At 73.8% G+C, this 15,651-nt stretch carries 15 protein-coding genes; 3 read left to right on the top strand and 12 right to left on the bottom strand.

The features are described 5' to 3' along the window. Positions 1-7 precede the first annotated feature (7 nt). Genes FA582_RS02485 through FA582_RS02475 form a run of 3 tightly spaced genes read right to left on the bottom strand, consistent with a single transcriptional unit; the run spans position 8 to position 3,298 of the window. On the bottom strand, positions 8-511 hold the full coding sequence (locus tag FA582_RS02485) for a methylated-DNA--[protein]-cysteine S-methyltransferase (protein WP_010148205.1): 504 nt from the start codon (positions 509-511) through the stop codon (positions 8-10). Then, the gene (locus FA582_RS02480) at positions 508-2,124 is read right to left on the bottom strand and encodes a DNA-3-methyladenine glycosylase 2 family protein (protein ID WP_237707527.1); all 1,617 of its coding nucleotides are present in this window, start codon (positions 2,122-2,124) and stop codon (positions 508-510) included. The genes FA582_RS02485 and FA582_RS02480 overlap by 4 nt, the downstream gene beginning before the upstream one ends. Before the next feature lie 49 nt (positions 2,125-2,173). Beyond that, positions 2,174-3,298: a calcium/sodium antiporter gene (locus FA582_RS02475; protein ID WP_010148207.1), complete on the bottom strand. Its 1,125-nt coding sequence runs from the start codon at positions 3,296-3,298 to the stop codon at positions 2,174-2,176. 19 nt (positions 3,299-3,317) lie between these two features. Here FA582_RS02475 and FA582_RS02470 point away from each other — a divergent pair, with 19 nt between their 5' ends. Together FA582_RS02470 and FA582_RS02465 are read left to right on the top strand one after the other, a co-directional pair. After that, positions 3,318-4,313 (top strand): SAM-dependent methyltransferase, encoded by a 996-nt coding sequence (locus FA582_RS02470; RefSeq protein WP_010148208.1) that lies wholly within the window; start codon positions 3,318-3,320, stop codon positions 4,311-4,313. Between the two features lie 4 nt (positions 4,314-4,317). Further along, positions 4,318-5,487: an NADH-quinone oxidoreductase subunit D gene (locus FA582_RS02465; RefSeq protein ID WP_010148209.1), complete on the top strand. Its 1,170-nt coding sequence runs from the start codon at positions 4,318-4,320 to the stop codon at positions 5,485-5,487. Positions 5,488-5,516: 29 nt separating this feature from the next. On the opposite strand, the gene FA582_RS02460 is transcribed toward FA582_RS02465, so the two are convergent. From FA582_RS02460 to ftsH, 5 genes are read right to left on the bottom strand one after another with little or no spacing between them, the layout of a single operon-like run. Next, a complete protein-coding gene (locus FA582_RS02460) occupies positions 5,517-6,017 on the bottom strand; it encodes a DUF3180 domain-containing protein (protein ID WP_010148210.1) in 501 nt (166 codons plus the stop codon). Next, positions 6,014-6,913: a dihydroneopterin aldolase gene (gene folB, locus FA582_RS02455; protein WP_010148211.1), complete on the bottom strand. Its 900-nt coding sequence runs from the start codon at positions 6,911-6,913 to the stop codon at positions 6,014-6,016. The genes FA582_RS02460 and folB overlap by 4 nt, the downstream gene beginning before the upstream one ends. Then, complete coding sequence (gene folP / locus FA582_RS02450) at positions 6,903-7,745, bottom strand: dihydropteroate synthase (RefSeq protein ID WP_010148212.1); 843 nt, start codon at positions 7,743-7,745, stop codon at positions 6,903-6,905. The genes folB and folP overlap by 11 nt, the downstream gene beginning before the upstream one ends. Before the next feature lie 10 nt (positions 7,746-7,755). Beyond that, entirely contained in the window at positions 7,756-8,373 is a 618-nt protein-coding gene (gene folE / locus FA582_RS02445) for a GTP cyclohydrolase I FolE (RefSeq protein ID WP_010148213.1), read from the bottom strand. Continuing rightward, positions 8,351-10,342 (bottom strand): ATP-dependent zinc metalloprotease FtsH, encoded by a 1,992-nt coding sequence (gene ftsH / locus FA582_RS02440; protein ID WP_010148215.1) that lies wholly within the window; start codon positions 10,340-10,342, stop codon positions 8,351-8,353. The genes folE and ftsH overlap by 23 nt, the downstream gene beginning before the upstream one ends. Positions 10,343-10,536: 194 nt before the next feature. Between ftsH and FA582_RS02435 the strand changes: the two genes are divergently transcribed. Continuing rightward, the gene (locus FA582_RS02435; protein WP_237707529.1) at positions 10,537-11,247 is read left to right on the top strand and encodes an LLM class flavin-dependent oxidoreductase; all 711 of its coding nucleotides are present in this window, start codon (positions 10,537-10,539) and stop codon (positions 11,245-11,247) included. A gap of 18 nt (positions 11,248-11,265) precedes the next feature. Here FA582_RS02435 and hpt read toward each other — a convergent pair whose 3' ends face one another. The 4 genes from hpt to FA582_RS02415 form a co-directional block, all read right to left on the bottom strand. Beyond that, positions 11,266-11,817 (bottom strand): hypoxanthine phosphoribosyltransferase, encoded by a 552-nt coding sequence (hpt, locus tag FA582_RS02430; protein WP_010148217.1) that lies wholly within the window; start codon positions 11,815-11,817, stop codon positions 11,266-11,268. A 71-nt stretch (positions 11,818-11,888) separates the two neighbouring features. Next, positions 11,889-12,887: a tRNA lysidine(34) synthetase TilS gene (gene tilS, locus FA582_RS02425; protein WP_010148218.1), complete on the bottom strand. Its 999-nt coding sequence runs from the start codon at positions 12,885-12,887 to the stop codon at positions 11,889-11,891. Between the two features lie 4 nt (positions 12,888-12,891). After that, a complete protein-coding gene (locus tag FA582_RS02420; protein ID WP_010148219.1) occupies positions 12,892-14,040 on the bottom strand; it encodes a zinc-dependent metalloprotease in 1,149 nt (382 codons plus the stop codon). 68 nt (positions 14,041-14,108) lie between these two features. Further along, positions 14,109-15,635, bottom strand: a complete 1,527-nt coding sequence (locus FA582_RS02415; protein WP_010148220.1) for a D-alanyl-D-alanine carboxypeptidase/D-alanyl-D-alanine-endopeptidase — start codon at positions 15,633-15,635, stop codon at positions 14,109-14,111. Between the last annotated feature and the right edge of the window lie 16 nt (positions 15,636-15,651).

Here is a 15,651-nt window from a genome sequence, read left to right as displayed (position 1 = left end):
CGAGGCGTCAGGCGAAGAGGGCCGGCGTGGCGGCCGAGCGCTCGAGCTCGAGCAGGGTCTGCTTGCGCTCGACGCCACCGCCGTAGCCGATGATCGAGCCGTCCGAGCCCACCACCCGGTGGCAGGGCACGACGATCGACAGCGGGTTGCGACCGTTGGCGAGACCGACGGCGCGCGAGGCGCCCGGCTGACCCAGGGCCCTGGCCAGCTCTCCGTAGGACCACGTCTCGCCATAGGGGATGGTGCGCAGCTGCGCCCAGACCCGCTGCTGGAAGTCGGTGCCGGCCGCGGCGAGGGGCAGGTCGAAGCCGGTCCGGGACCCCTCGAAGTACTCCCCCAGCTGCTGCGCCGCCGCGCGCAGGACCTCGGGTGCCTGCTCGGCGGGGACCGGGTCGCCGAGGTCGTCGGGCGCGTGCCGGTGCTCGGCGAAGAAGACCCCGGTCAGGTGGTCGCCGTCGCTGCGCAGCCGCAGCGGGCCCACCGGTGAGTCGATGGTGAGGTGCATGGTCATGGTGTCTCCTTGGTGTCCGTCGAGGGTATGCCGTCACTCCCGCGGGCGGTCGGGGTCGCCCCCGTGGTCGCCGGCGCCGGTGCGGGGGACGTGGCGGTCGTGGAGGGCAGGCGGGCGGCGGGGTGGTCCGAGGCCGCCCAGAGCAGGGCGGTGGCGTAGCCCCGCCAGGGTCGCCACCGGGTCGCGCGGTCGAGGAGGCCCGCGCCGGGAGGCAAACCTGCGGCCGCGGCGGTGACCTTCACCCCGAGGTCGGTCGCCGGGAAGGCATCGGGGTCGCCCAGCCCGCGCAGCGCCACCATCTCCACCGTCCACGGCCCGACGCCGGGCAGGCGCAGGAGCCGCTCGCGCGCCTCGGCCCAGTCGGCGCCCGGGCCGAGCTCCAGGCCGCCCTCCGCGAGCGCCTCGGCGACGGTGCGCAGGGTGCGCTGGCGCGAGGCCGGCATCCCCGGCAGGTCCTCCTCGGCCGCCCCGGCGACCGCCTCCGGTGTCGGGAAGAGATGGGTGACCGCGCCGGCGAGGGGCTCCGGCAGCGGCTCCCCGAGCGCGCGCACCAACCGTGCTGCGTGGGTGCCCGCCGCGGCGGTGGAGACCTGCTGGCTGAGGACGACCCGCAGCGCGAGCTCGTCGGGGTCGACGCTGCCCGGGAGCCGCACGCCGGGGTGGGCGCGCACGAGCGGCGCCAGGGCGGGGTCGGCACCGAGGTGCTCATCGACCGCCACCGGGTCGGCATCGAGGTCGAGCAGGCGTCGGCAGCGCTGGATCGCGGCGGCGAGGTCGGCGACATCGCTCAGCAGCAGGGTGACGTGCACGTGCCGCTCCCCCTCTGCCCCCGGTCGCAGCTCGAGCACCGCCGGGCCGCCCGGCAGCCGCAGCGCGCGGGTCAGCGCTCCGTCCGACCAGGCCTCGATCCCCGCCACCGAGGTCGCGACGAGGTGCCCGAAGAGACTCGGCACGTGCAGCGGCGCACGGAAGGGCAGGCGCAGAGCGATCGTGGTGCTCGCCCGGCCCGTCCCCCCGCGACCCCCCGTCACCTGCTTCGAGGCGGAGGCGCGCAGCGCGGAGGGGGTGGCGGCATACACCTCCTGCACCGTGGCATTGAAGGAGCGGATGCTGGAGAACCCGGCCGCGTGGGTGATGTCGGCCATCGACAGATCGGTGCCCTCGATGAGCAGCCGCGCGGCCTGGGCCCGCTGGGCCCGGGCCAGAGCCAGCGGCCCGGCACCGAGCTCGGTGCGCACGAGCCGCTCGAGCTGGCGGGTGGAGTAGCCCAGGCGGGTGGCCAGACCCCCGACCCCCTCCCGGTCGACGACCCCGTCGGCGATGAGCCGCACCGCCCGCGCGACGACATCGCCCCGCACGTGCCACTGCGGAGACCCCGGGGTGGCATCGGGAAGGCACCGCTTGCAGGCCCGGAACCCGGCCCCCTGGGCCGCCGCAGCACTGGGGTAGAACAGCATGTTGCGGACCTTCGGGGTGATCGCCGGACAGCTGGGTCGGCAGTAGATGCCCGTGCTCAGCACCCCGGTGACGAACCACCCGTCGAACCGGGGGTCCTTGCTGCGCACGAGCGCCGCGCAGTGGTCGTGGTCGAGGTGCATATCGGTGGCGCTCACCCCTCCATGGTGCGACACCCCACGGTCCAGATCTAGCAGAAAAACGACATCACGGCACGGGGTGGCCCGCCGCCACCTCGTCGCGCACCCGGCGCCGCTCGGCCATGACCCCGACCTCGAAGGTCGTCGTGACGACCAGGGTGAGCGCGACAAGGGGCAGGACGAAGAGGACCATGACGAACTCGAACCCCTGCAGCGCCTCGTGCCGCGTGGCATTGAGGACGACAAAGGCGGTGTAGGCGGCATACAGGAGCACGAACAGGCCACCCTCCCACCGGGCGACGGTGAAGCCGGTGAAGATCACCGGCGCCAGCGCCACGGCGGCGGCGATCATGAGGGGGATGTCGAAGGCGATCGCCGGGTGCGGCACCGGCAGGCCGCCCGAGGACAGGATCGCCGGCAGCCCGAGCACAAGACCGATGTTGGCGATGCAGCTGCCGACGACATTGCCGACCGCGAGGTCGCGCTCACCGCGGACAGCGGCGATGACCGAGGCCGCGAGCTCGGGCAGCGAGGTGCCCACCGCGACGACGGTGAGCCCGACGACCAGACCGCTGATGCCCAGGCCCTCGGCGATGTTCACCGCACCGGCGACGAGCAGCTGGGCTCCCCCCACGAGCAGCGCCACACCACCGACGACGAGGCCCAGGGCGAGCGGCACCCGCATCGGCTCACCCTCGCGGGCCGCCGGGGCACGCCGCTTGCGCACCTCCTTGCGCTGCGCCCGCTTGCTCACGACCACCGTGACGACGGTGTGCAGGACCATCGCGAGGAGCAGCACCGCCCCCTCGAGGCTGGTGATGACCCCGTCGTGGGCGACGAGGAGCAGGGCGAAGGAGAGGCCGATCATCACCGGAACATCGATCTTGACCAGCTGCTCGCGCACCGCCAGGGGCAGGACGAGGGCGGCGATGCCGAGGATGAGCAGGGTGTTGGCGGTGTTGGAGCCCACGACATTGCCGACCGCGAGGTCGGGCTGGTCGTCGAGGACGGCACCGACGGTCACCGCCAGCTCCGGCGCCGAGGTCGCGACGGAGACCACGGTGAGGCCGACGACGAGCGGGCTGATGCCCACCCGCGTCGCGAGGTTGGAGGCGCCCCGCACGAGCAGCTCACCGCCTCCGACGAGCAGGACGAGGCCACCCACGATGCGCGCGATGTCGAGAAGGTCCACGATGCGGCACCCTAGTGCGATGAGGCCCTCGGCACCGACTCAGGCGGCCCGCCCGTGGGCGCAGGCCTGGCAGGCGGCGCTGTACGCCGAGGACGGCTTCTACCGGCGGGCCGCGCCGGCCGCCCACTTCGCGACCTCGGCCCAGGGCATCCCCGGTGGCGGCGAGCTGCTCGCCCGTGCTGTCGTGATGCTCGCCGAGCGCCACGGCTGCTCGCGCATCGTGGACCTGGGCTGCGGCCGCGGCGAGCTGCTCGCGCGGCTGCGTGTCCTCGATCCCGGCCTGCACCTCACCGGGGTCGATGTCGTGGAACGCCCGGAGGGACTCGAGGTCGACACCTGGATCGTCTCGCCCGGCGGCCCCACGCTGCCGGCCGCGCTGCGCGATCTCCAGGACACGCTGGTCCTCGCGCACGAGTGGCTCGATGTCGTGCCCTGTCCCGTGGTGGCACGCGACGAGCACGGGGTATGGCGTGCACCCTCCGTCCACCCCGACGGCACCGAGACCCCGGGCCCGGTGCTGGACGGCGACGACCTCGCGTGGGCCGAGCGCTGGCTCGATCGCGCCGTCCGCGGCGAGGTCGGGCTGACTCGGGAGGCGGCGCTCGCCGACCTCCTGAGCCGGGTGCAGACGGGTCTGGTGGTCGTCGTCGACTACGGGCACGAGACCGCCGATCGGCCCGCGCACGGCACCCTCACCGGTTTCCGGGCCGGGCGCGAGGTGCCGCCCGTGCCCGACGGCAGCTGCGACCTCACGGCCCACCTCGCCGTGGACGCCCTGCTGGCCTCCCTCGCCCGCGACGTCGAGGCGCACCGCCAGCGAGACCTGCTCACCGACCTCCTCGGCGACCCCGCCCCACCGGTGCCGCACAACCTGGCCAGCACCGACCCTGCGGCATACCTCACCGCCCTCGCCCGATGCAGCGCCCTGGCCACCCTCACCGGCGGCGCGCTCGGCGACTTCTGGTGGCTGCTCGTGCCGGTCCCCCGCCCGGCACCACCCCCGGGCTTAGGGTGAGCGGGTGAGCACCCGAGACCTGGACGTGACCCTCGGCGCCGCCGGGGTGGGCGGGCTGTCGACGACCGAGATGGTGCTCAACATCGGCCCGCAGCACCCCGCCACCCATGGTGTGCTGCGGCTGCGGATCACCGCCGACGGCGAGCGCATCACCGCGGCCGAGCCGGTCATCGGCTACATGCACCGGGGCGCGGAGAAGCTCTTCGAGGTGCGCGACTACCGCCAGATCATGGTGCTCGCCAACCGCCACGACTGGCTGTCGGCCTTCAACAACGAGGTGGGCGTGGCGCTCACCGTCGAGCACCTCCTGGGCATGGAGGTGCCGGAGCGGGCGACGTGGACGCGCACCCTGCTCAGCGAGCTGGGTCGGGTGCTGAACCACCTCATGTTCCTCGGGTCCTACCCGCACGAGCTCGGCGCGATCACCCCGATGTTCTACTCCTTCCGCGAGCGCGAGGAGATCCAGGCCGTCATGGAGGAGTTCTCCGGCGGGCGCATGCACTTCATGGCCACCCGGGTCGGCGGCCTGCTGCACGACCTCCCGCCGGGGTGGCTGGACCGCGTCGATGCGGCCGTCGCCACGGTCCGCGGGCGGATGCCGGACCTCACCGGGCTCGTGCTCGGCAACGAGATCCTCCAGGGCCGCACCCGCGGGGTCGGGGTGCTCGACCTCGAGACGGTGCTGGGGTATGGCGTGTCCGGCCCCATCGCGCGCGCCTCGGGGCTGGACGTCGACCTGCGGCGCGACGAGCCCTACCTCGCCTACGCCGAGCTGTTCGCCGAGGGCGGGCCGGGCCGCGTGGTCACCCGGGAGGCGGGCGACTGCTACGCCCGCCTCGAGGTGCTGGCCGAGCAGATCGAGGTCAGCCTCGACCTCGTCCTCGCCTGCACCGCCCGCCTGCGCGAGCTCGGCGAGGGCCCGGTCAGCACCCGGCTGCCCAAGAAGCTCAAGGTGCCGGCCGGGGAGCACTACTTCGCGGCGGAGAACCCGCTGGGCTTCAACGGCTACTACCTCGTCAGCCGCGGCGAGACCGTGCCGCACCGCCTCAAGCTGCGCTCGGCGTCCTTCAACAACGTGCAGGTGCTGAGCCAGATGCTGCCGGGCACCGTCGTCGCGGACATGGTGGCGATCCTGGGCTCGATGTTCTTCGTCGTGGGCGACATCGACAAGTAGGGGCCGACCTCTCGCCCCGGGCGCCCGGCTCAGCCGTAGGCGAGATCCCCGTCGGGCACGCCGTCGTCGTCGTCATCGTGCTCGCTCGGCGGGATGCGGCACCACGCCTGACCGAGGTATCCGGTCACGGACAGGCCGAGCGCGGCAGCCGCGTGCAGGATCCCCCACACGAGCTGGACGCGCTCGCTCGCGACATCGGCGTTGGGCAGGTGGACCAGGGCGTTCGCGGCATACCAGCCGAGCAGCGCCGCCCCGCCGAGCGCCGCCGCCTGCGCCCCGACGAGGGTGCCGCGGCCCATCTGCGGCGAGGGGCGGTGCGTGCCCTTGCCCTGGAGGTAGCGGCGGATCTGCCAGCACATCACCAGCACGAGCAGAGCGACCGCCACGAGGGGGACCAGGCCGATCCAGGAGATCACCGGGTAGCTGCCACCCAGGGAGCGCACGACCTGCAGCAGCAGCCAGCTCGCCATGCCGGCGAGCACGGCCACGACGACACCCGCCCCCACCCGCACGCCCTGCAGGGGGGTCACCGCTCCTCCTCGACCGGCTCGACGGCCTGCTCCGCGAGCGGGGGTATGAGCTCGCTCACCGGCACCACCCGGTCACCGACGCGCAGGGTCGCCGAGGGGTCGGTCTCGACCCAGGGGACGAGCACGAAGGCACGCTCGTGGGCCCGGGGGTGGGGCAGCGTCAGCTCCGGGTCGTCGCTGCGGATGTCGGTGCCCGCGTCGGGCTCGCCGTACTGCACGAGGTCGAGGTCGAGGGTCCGCGCACCCCAGCGCACCTCGCGGGTGCGACCGAAGTCGGCCTCGATGCGGTGCAGGGCCGCGAGCAGGGCCGCCGGGGGCAGGCTGGTGCGGGCCAGCGCCACGGCGTTGGCGTAGTCCGGCTGGCCGGCGACGGCCCCGCCACCCACCGGGGCGGTGCGGAACGACCGCGACACCCGCACGGCGTGCAGGCCGCGCACCCGGCGCAGCCGACCGCTCGCCCGACGGAGGGTCGCGCCGGGCTCCGCGCCGTCGGCGGCGGCGAGATTGGCCCCGAGGGCCACCACGACCGGCACGTCCCGGCGGCGCCGGACGGTCACGCTGACGTCGCCGAAGGGCACGCCCACGGGTGCCTGCGGCTTGTGCACGGTGACCTCCACGGCCTCCACGAGCACCCGCCGCAGCACCCGGTCGGCGATCTGCTCGGCGACGGTCTCGATGAGGTCGTGCGGTGGTCCCTCGATCACGGCGACGACGTCAGCGGCGACCTCGCCGTAGTTCACCGTGCGGGTCAGGTCGTCGGTCGTGCCGGCCGGCGCGAGGTCGACCTCCATCGTCACGTCCACGACGAAGTCCTGCCCGTCGCGCCGCTCGTGCTCGAAGACCCCGTGGTGGCCCCGGGCGCGCACGCCGGTCAGCCGGATCTGGTCACCGCGCACGTGCTGCCCCCTGCGTGAGCTCCCACACGGCCAGAGCATCCCGGGTCGGGGCCACCTCGTGCACCCGCACGGCCCAGGCCCCTGCCTGCGCGGCGAGCAGGCTGGTGGCCGCGGTCGCGGCGTCCCGACGGTCCGCCGGGCTCGGCTCGTCGGGCAGCTGCGCCCCCGGCCGCACCGGCAGCCGGCCGAGGAACCTCTTGCGGGAGGTGCCGACGAGCACCGGCAGCCCGAGCGCCACCACCCGGTCGAGCCCCGCGAGCAGGGCCCAGTTGTGGCTCGCGTCCTTGGAGAAACCGAAGCCGGGATCGAGCACGAGCTGCTCCTCGCGCACCCCCTGCCCGACCAGCGCCTCGACCCGCTCGCCGAGCTCGGCGCACACGTCCTCGACGACGTCGTCGTAGTGGTGGGTGGCCGCCGGGTCGCTGAGCAGCCCGCGCCAGTGCATGACGACGTAGCGGGCGCCGGTCTGCGCGACCATCTCCCCCATCTCGGGGTCCCCGAGACCGCCGGAGACATCGTTGACCAGGACCGCGCCGGCCTCGAGCGCCGCCTGGGCGACGGTGGCGCGCATCGTGTCGACCGAGACGGCATACCCCTGCTGCGCGAGGGCGGAGACGACCGGCAGGACCCGGTCGCGCTCCTCCGCCTCCGGTGGTCGGGTGCTGCCCGGCCTTGTCGACTCGCCGCCGACGTCGATGAGGTCGGCCCCCGCGGCCGCCAGCTCGCGGCCGCGCGCGACGGCGACGTCCGGGTCGAGCCAGCGTCCACCGTCGCTGAAGGAGTCGGGCGTGACATTGATGACGCCCATGATGGAGGTATGCCGGGGGCTCACCACGCCGGTCCTACCGCCCGGTGATGAGGCTCATGGCCTCGGCGCGGGTGGCCTGGTTGCGCAGCTGCCCGCGCACGGTGGAGGTGAGGGTGCGCGCGCCGGGCCGCCGGACACCGCGCATGGACATGCACAGGTGCTCGGCCTCGACGACGACGAGGACGCCCCGCGGCGCCAGGTGGTCCTCCAGCGCGTCGGCGATCTGCGTGGTCAGCCGCTCCTGCACCTGCGGGCGACGGGCATACACGTCGACGAGCCGGGCCAGCTTGGACAACCCGACGACACGTCCGTCCGCGCCGGGGATGTAGGCGACGTGGGCCGATCCGTGGAAGGGCACCAGGTGGTGCTCGCAGACGCTGTAGAGCGAGATGTCCTTGACGAGGATCATCTCGTCGTGGTCGACGTCGAAGGTGGTGCCGAGCACGGCCAGCGGGTCCTGCCGCAGCCCACCGAAGATCTCGGCGTAGGACCGGGCGACCCGGGCAGGGGTGTCCTGCAGCCCGTCGCGGTCGGGGTCCTCACCGACGGCCAGGAGGATCTCCCGGACGGCCGCCTCGATCCGCGCGTGGTCCACGCCCTGCAGGACGGGCTGCCCGCCCGCCGTCACCTCAGGCGTGGCCGGGGTCGACATGGCCGCCCTCGGGCACCTGGATCACCTCGACCGGAGGGTTCTCCTCCCCCTGCTCGGTCAGCGGGTGGTGGCCGTTGGACATCGCCCGCTTCTCGGCGTCGGTGAGCACCGGGCCGGCCTCATGGATGGTGCGGGCGTCCGAGGACAGCCACACCGGACGCACGGGACGCCTGCGGACGTCGACGAAGATCGCGGCGATCGCCTCGGCGTTGAGCGTCTCCTTCTCCAGCAGCTCCAGCACCAGGGCGTCGAGGATGTCGCGGTTGTCGTTGAGGGCATGCCAGGCCTCGTCGTGGGCGGCCTCGATGAGGCGCCGCACCTCCTGGTCGACGACGCCGGCGAGGTTCTCGGAGTAGTCGCGCTCGTGGCCCATGTCGCGGCCGAGGAAGACCTCACCGCCGGCCGAGCCGAGCTTGACCGCACCGATGCGCTCGGACATCCCGAACTGCGTGACCATCTTGCGGGCCAGGCCGGTGGCCTTCTCGATGTCGTTGGCCGCACCGGTCGTCGGGTCGTGGAAGACGAGCTCCTCGGCGACGCGTCCACCGAGGGCGTAGGCCAGCTGGTCGAGCAGCTCGTTGCGGGTCGTGGAGTACTTGTCGTCGGCCGGCAGCACCATGGTGTAGCCCAGCGCCCGACCGCGCGGCAGGATCGTCACCTTGCTCACCGGGTCGGTGTGGTTCATCGCCGCGGCGACGAGCGCGTGACCGCCCTCGTGGTAGGCGGTGATCTTCTTCTCCTTGGCGCTCATCACCCGGGTCCGCTTCTGCGGGCCCGCCATGACGCGGTCGATGGCCTCGTCCAGGTCGGCGTCCGTGATGACCTGCGCGTTCTTGCGCGCCGTGAGCAGGGCCGCCTCGTTGAGGACGTTGGCCAGGTCGGCACCGGAGAAGCCCGGGGTGCGCCGGGCGATCGCCATGAGGTCGACGTCGGCCAGCGGCTTGCCCTTGCCGTGCACCTGCAGGATGTGCAGGCGGCCGAGCATGTCCGGCGCCTCGACCGCGATCTGCCGGTCGAAGCGGCCCGGGCGCAGCAGCGCCGGGTCGAGGATGTCCGGGCGGTTGGTCGCCGCGATGAGGATGACGTTGGTCTTGACGTCGAAGCCGTCCATCTCGACGAGCAGCTGGTTGAGGGTCTGCTCGCGCTCGTCGTGGCCACCGCCCATGCCGGCGCCACGGTGGCGGCCCACCGCGTCGATCTCGTCGACGAAGATGATCGCCGGGGCGTTCTCCTTGGCCTGCTCGAAGAGGTCGCGGACGCGGGAGGCACCGACACCGACGAACATCTCGACGAAGTCCGAGCCGGAGATGGAGTAGAACGGCACCCCGGCCTCGCCGGCCACGGCGCGGGCCAGCAGCGTCTTGCCGGTGCCGGGCGGGCCGTAGAGCAGCACGCCCTTGGGGATCTTGGCGCCCACCTCGAGGAACTTGCGCGGCTCGGAGAGGAACTCCTTGATCTCCTCGAGCTCCTCGACGGCCTCATCCGACCCCGCGACGTCGGCGAAGGTCACCTTGGGCATGTCCTTGGTGGCCAGCTTGGCCTTGGACTTGCCGAACTGCATGACGCCCCGGCCACCGCCCTGCATCCGGGTCATGAGCCACAGGAAGAGCGCGAGGATGAGCAGCAGCGGGAGGAAGTTGACCAGGATCGAGACGAAGACGTTCTGGCGGGCCGGGTCGTCGGTCAGGCGCTCGGAGGGAGGGTTCGCGTCCAGCGTCTCGATGATCTGCGGTCCACGGGCGTCGACGTAGAACGCCTGCACCTGGTTGGTCTCGCGGACCTCGTCGCTGGAGAAGGTCTCGCCCTCCTTGAGGGTGAGGTCGACCCGGTCCGGGGTCACGACCGCCTCGGCCACCTGGCCGTCCTCGATGAGCGCGAGCGCATCGGCGGTGTCGATCCTGCTGTAGGGGCTCTGCGCCAGCAGCGAGTACCACAGGATGCCCAGGCCGAGGAAGAGGAAGACCCACATCCAGGGACTGGGCTTCGGCCGCTTGCTGGGCTTGTTGGTCGGGGCAGTGCTCATATCAGTGACGTTCGGGGGCCACGGGGCTCCCCCGGTCCTCCTGGTCGGTGATCCGGCAGTGATTCTTCTGCCGGTCAACGTGCGGCAGGAGAACAGTGTTCCACCTCCCCCAGGGGCTCCGCCCCCGGGCACCCCCACCGGTGCTCCGCCCCAGCGGCATCGCGCCCGCCGCCGCAGCGCTGGCGTGGACGTCACGGCTGTCCGTCGGCATCGCCCTCATGCCGGTGCCGCTGCGCAACGTCGCGCTCACCGCGATGGAGATCGCGACACTCGCCCGGCTCTTCCCTGGGCGCTTCCTGCCTGCCGTCGGGCACGGCGTGCTCGACTGGATGGGCCAGACCGGCGCCCGGGTCGAGTCCCCGATGACGCTGCTGCGCGAGTACGTCCAGGCCCTGCAGTCCCTCCTGGCCGGCGACCGGGTGACGTGCTCGGGTCGCTACGTCACTCTCGACGACGTCGCCCTCGACTGGCCGCCGGCGCAGGTGCCGCCGCTGCTCGTGGGGGCCAACCGGCCCAAGACCCTGGCCCTGGCGGGCGAGCTCGGGGACGGCGTCGTCGTCGATGTCACCGAGCATCTGCCGCGGGCCCGCGCCGCGGTCCAGGAGGCGTGGGCCACGGCCGGCAAGGACGGCGAGGCGCACGTCCTCGTCTTCCAGACCGTCGCCCTCGGCACCCCGGCGGAGGAGGTGCTCGCGGCGGTGCGGGCCCGCGTGGCCGAGGGCGCGCACCGGGTGGCGATCACCGTGGTGGGCTCCCTGGGAGGGCCGCCCGAGGCCGGTCCGGCGCTGCTGGAGATGATCCCCACGCTCGGGCGGGTCCGGGAGCTGCTCGCCCAGAGCGATCCGGCCTGAGCCGACCGCCCTGAGGTCTCAGCTGTAGACGTGCGGCGCCAAGGTGCCGATGACCCGGAGGTTGCGGTACTTCTCGGCGTAGTCGAGGCCGTAGCCGACGACGAAGGCGTCGGGGATGTCGAAGCCGACATATCTCGTGTCGATCTCCACCTTGGCGGCGTCCGGCTTGCGGAGCAGGGTGCAGATCTCCAGGCTCGCCGGGCCGCGGGAGCGCAGGTTGGCGCTGATCCACGACAGGGTCAGGCCGGAGTCGATGATGTCCTCGACGATGAGCACGTGGCGCCCGGTGATGTCGGTGTCGAGATCCTTGAGGATGCGCACGACGCCGCTGCTCTTGGTGCCCGAGCCATAGCTCGAGACGGCCATCCAGTCCATCTCGGCGGAGCCGGGCAGGGCCCGCATGAAGTCGGCCATGACCATGATCGCGCCCTTGAGCACGCCGACGAGGAGCACGTCCTTGTCGTGGTAGTCGGCCCACACCTCCTCGGCCAGCTCGGCGAGGCGGCCCTGGATCTGCTCCTCGGTGTACATCACCTCGGCCAGGTCCTCACCCATGTGCTGTGCGTCCACGCAGCCTGCTCCTTCGTCGTCCGGCGCTGGTGACCCGGGCCGTCACGGGCCCGCGTCGAGGAACGGTCCCACTATGCCTCACGCCGCACCCGCACGCCCTCCCCCGTCCGGGTCGCCCGCACCCCGCCCGGCAGGTGCAGCGGCCCCTGGCCGCGCCAGTCGGTGACGAGTGCGTCCACGGCCCGCAGGTGCTCCCCGGTGAGGTCGGTGCCGGGGCTGCCCTGCTCCAGCGCCAGCCGCCGCCACAGCCGGGTGCGGACGGCCCGCGGCAGGTCCAGCAGGGACGGGACGTCCCACGGCTGCCCGCCCAGGTCGAGGTATGCCGTGTCCGCCAGGGCGTCGAGCGCGTCGGCGTCGTCGCGCAGGAGGTCGGCGGTGCGGGCGAGACTGCCGGCCACGCCGGGACCGAGGTCGCCCTCGAGGAGCGCGAGCGCCTCCCGGGCACGGACCCGGGCGAACCGGCGGTCCGCGTTGTGCGGGTCGCGGAAGGGCACCAGCCCCAGCTCGGCGCAGGCGGCGACCGTCTGGTCCCGGGTGAGGTCCAGCAGCGGGCGGCCGAGGAGCACCCCGTCGCGCAGCGGGCGCCGCAGGGGCATGCCGGCCAACGAGCGGGCCCCGGACCCACGCGCCAGACCGAGCAGCACCTGCTCGGCCTGGTCGTCCCGGGTGTGCCCGAGCAGGACCGCACGGGCGTCGAGCCGCTGCGCCGTTTCCGCGATGGCGGCATAGCGCGCCTCCCGTGCCCGCGCCTCGGGCCCGCCCCCGGTGGCCTGCACCGCGACCCGCACGACCTCCACCGGTGACCCCTCGGGCAGCAGCGCGCGGCAGCGACCGGCCGCCTCCTGCGCGACCTCCGCCGACCCCGGCTGCAGCGCGTGGTCGACGATCACCGCGCCGACGGCATACCCCTCCCGCGGCGCGACGAAGCCGGCAGCAGCGGTGAGGGCGAGGGAGTCGGGGCCGCCGGAGCAGGCGAGCAGCACCCTCGAGCCCGGCTCGAGGCCGGACTCCTGCAGCCACCGCCGCACCGCGACGCGCGCGGCGGCCACGGCCGGCGGCGGACCGGGCACCGGCTCAGCCGTGGACGCGGGCGACCCAGGCCTGCGGGTCGGCGATCTCCGTCGGGCGCGGCAGCGTCTCCGGCGAGGTCCACACCCGGTTGAAGCCCTCCACCCCGACCTGGTCCTGGACGGACCGGACGAAGACCGCCCCGTCCTTGTACTGCCGCATCTTGGCCTCCATGCCGAGCAGCCGGCGCAGCAGCTTGTCGACATTGCCGGCCCCCTTGCGGCGCTGGGTGAACCGGCGGCGGATCTCCGCGACCGTCGGGATGACGCTGGGCCCGACCTCGTCCATGACCACGTCGGCGTGCCCCTCGAGCAGCGACATGACCGCGGTGACCTCCGCGAGCTTCTCCCGCTGCTCGGGGGTGGCGACGACCTGGGTGATGTCCTCCTCGCCGCGCAGGACCCCCGGCAGGGCGGTGGCGATCTCCAGGAGGCGCTGACCGAGATCCTCCGGCTCGGGCATGATCCGGGTGCCCATGCTGCGGGCGCGCTCGATGAGGTGCTCGCGCAGCCAGGGCACCGCGGTGAACTGCACCCGGTGGGTCTCCTCGTGCATGGCGACCCAGAGGCGGAAGTCGCCCGGGTCGACCTCGAGCTCGCGCTCAGCGGCCAGGATGTTGGGCGCGACGAACATCAGGGCCGGGGTGCCCTGCGGGGCGAGGTCGTACTGCCCCAGCACCTTGGTCGAGATCCAGGACAGCAGGCCGGCGACCTCGGTGCCGGTCACCTTGGCCGAGATCGCCTGCGAGGTGGCGCCGAGCTCGGGCAGCTCACGGCCGGAGCGCTGCGCCCGGGCCCGGTCGGCGGCGCGCTTCTTGGCGACGACCTCGTCGAGCACGGGCGCGAGCATGGCGTCCATCGAGGCGCAGTTGGCGCGGATCCACCCCGCCCGGTCCACGACCAGGGCCTCCGGGGTGCCTGGGGGCGTCGACAGCTGAGCCGTCGTCGCGACCGGCTCCACGGCCCGCGCCGCGGCCGAGCGCAGGTCGGCGACCAGCTCGGTGATCTCGCGGCGGCTCGCCTTCGGGCCGGGCGGGGCGAGCCTCGCGGCGGCCGAGGCGGCGAAGTCCCAGTCCACGAGGGCGCTGCCGCGGACGTCGTCGACGGTGAGAGGGCTGGTGTCGTCGTCACCGGCGGTGGCGGGGTGCAGGCTCATGATCCCGACGGTATGCGTTCCCGCACCGCTGCGGCGACCCGGACCCGTCCGCCCCCGCGCGCGGCGGGTCAGCCCGAGCAGCCGCAGCGGGCGAGCTCGGCGACGATCTCGTCGAGCACCGAGGCCGCCTCGATGGCCGCCGAGCCCTCGTCGATGTCGTCGGCGGTGACGGCATACACGAGCAGGCGGCCATCCTGCGTGACGACCGTCCCGGCGAGGGAGCTGACGCCGGGCAGGGTGCCGGTCTTGGCGCGGGCGTTGCCGACGGCCGGGTCGTGGCGCTCGAGGTGGAAGCGGGTGGCGAGCGTGCCGGTGTAGCCCGCGATCGGCAGCCCACCCGCGGCGAGCACCTCCTGCAGCTGCGGGTGGGAGCCGTCGGCCCCGGCGACGAGGACGTCCGCCACGACGCCGACGGGGATGAGGGTGCCGTCGGAGAGACCGCTCGCGTCCGTGATGCGGACCCCGGTCATGTCCAGCCCGTAGTCGTCGACCATCGTCTGCCGGATCCAGGCCGTCACCGACTCCTGGTCGGCGGACTCACCGTCGGCGACCGCCGCCTGCCGGGCGAGCTGCTCGACCATGGCGTTGTCGCTCGTCGCCAGCGCCAGCGCCAGCACGTCGCGGGCCGCGGCGGACTCCACGCTGGCGAGCTCGCGCGCGTCCTGCGCTGCCTCGACCTCCTGCGCGCGGGTGTCGCCGTCGCCCGCCACGTCGATCCCTTCCGCCGCGAGCGCCTCGCGGAAGACCCGGGCCACCTGCTGCTCGGGCGAGCTCGGCGAGGGGTTGAAGGGCCGCGCGCGGTCGCCGGAGCGCCCGAGCTGGACGATACGACCGGTGTACCCCTCGTCGAGCCACCGGTCGATCCAGGTCGGCATGGCGTGGGCTCCGGCGACGTGGCTCAGGTCGAGGCTGACGCGCACCGGACCCTCCGGAGCGGCGGTGGCCCCCGCAGCGTCGCCCTCGCCCTGCAGGGAGGCCGCGGTCTGCGCCGCGAGGTCGGCGATTCCGGCGTGCCCGGCCACCGCCTCGGGGTCGCCCGCCCCGTCGGCCAGGAGCATGTCGCCCCCGGCGACGATGACGACCTCGTCCGGCTCGGCGCCGGAGACCACCCGGGTGGTGAAGCGGTGGTCGCCCTCGAGGCCGGTGACGATCGCGGCGGCGGCGAGCAGCTTGGTGGTGGAGGCCGGGGTGACGAGGCGCGAGGAGTAGCGGTCGCCCAGCGACTCCCCGGTCAGGGCGTCACGGATGGCGACGGCCCGACGCGTCGTGCCGCCCAGCCAGGTGCTGTCCAGCTCGTCGCTGATCTGGCCCGACACGGTCCCCCGGTCCGGCACCGGCGCGGCGGAGACCGCCCCCAGCGGGCTGGTCGGCGCGGCGATGCGCGGACGCACCTCCCCCGGTGTCGCCGACGGCTCGGCCGTCGCGGGAGCCTCCTCGGTGACGGTGGCCTGCTCGGTGGTCGTCGCCTGCTCCCCCGCCATGGCCCGGGGGGCCTCCGCCCCCGGTGCGAGCGCACCGAGGACCACCGCCAGCGCGGTGACCGGGGCGAGGGCATACCGTGGGCTGCGGTGGGGAGTGCTGCGCAGACGTTTCACCGACGTGCTCGACCTC

The sequence above is a fragment of the Serinicoccus profundi genome (genome assembly GCF_008001015.1).
Taxonomy (GTDB): domain Bacteria; phylum Actinomycetota; class Actinomycetes; order Actinomycetales; family Dermatophilaceae; genus Ornithinicoccus; species Ornithinicoccus profundi.
This window is presented reverse-complemented; position numbering and strand designations above follow the sequence as displayed.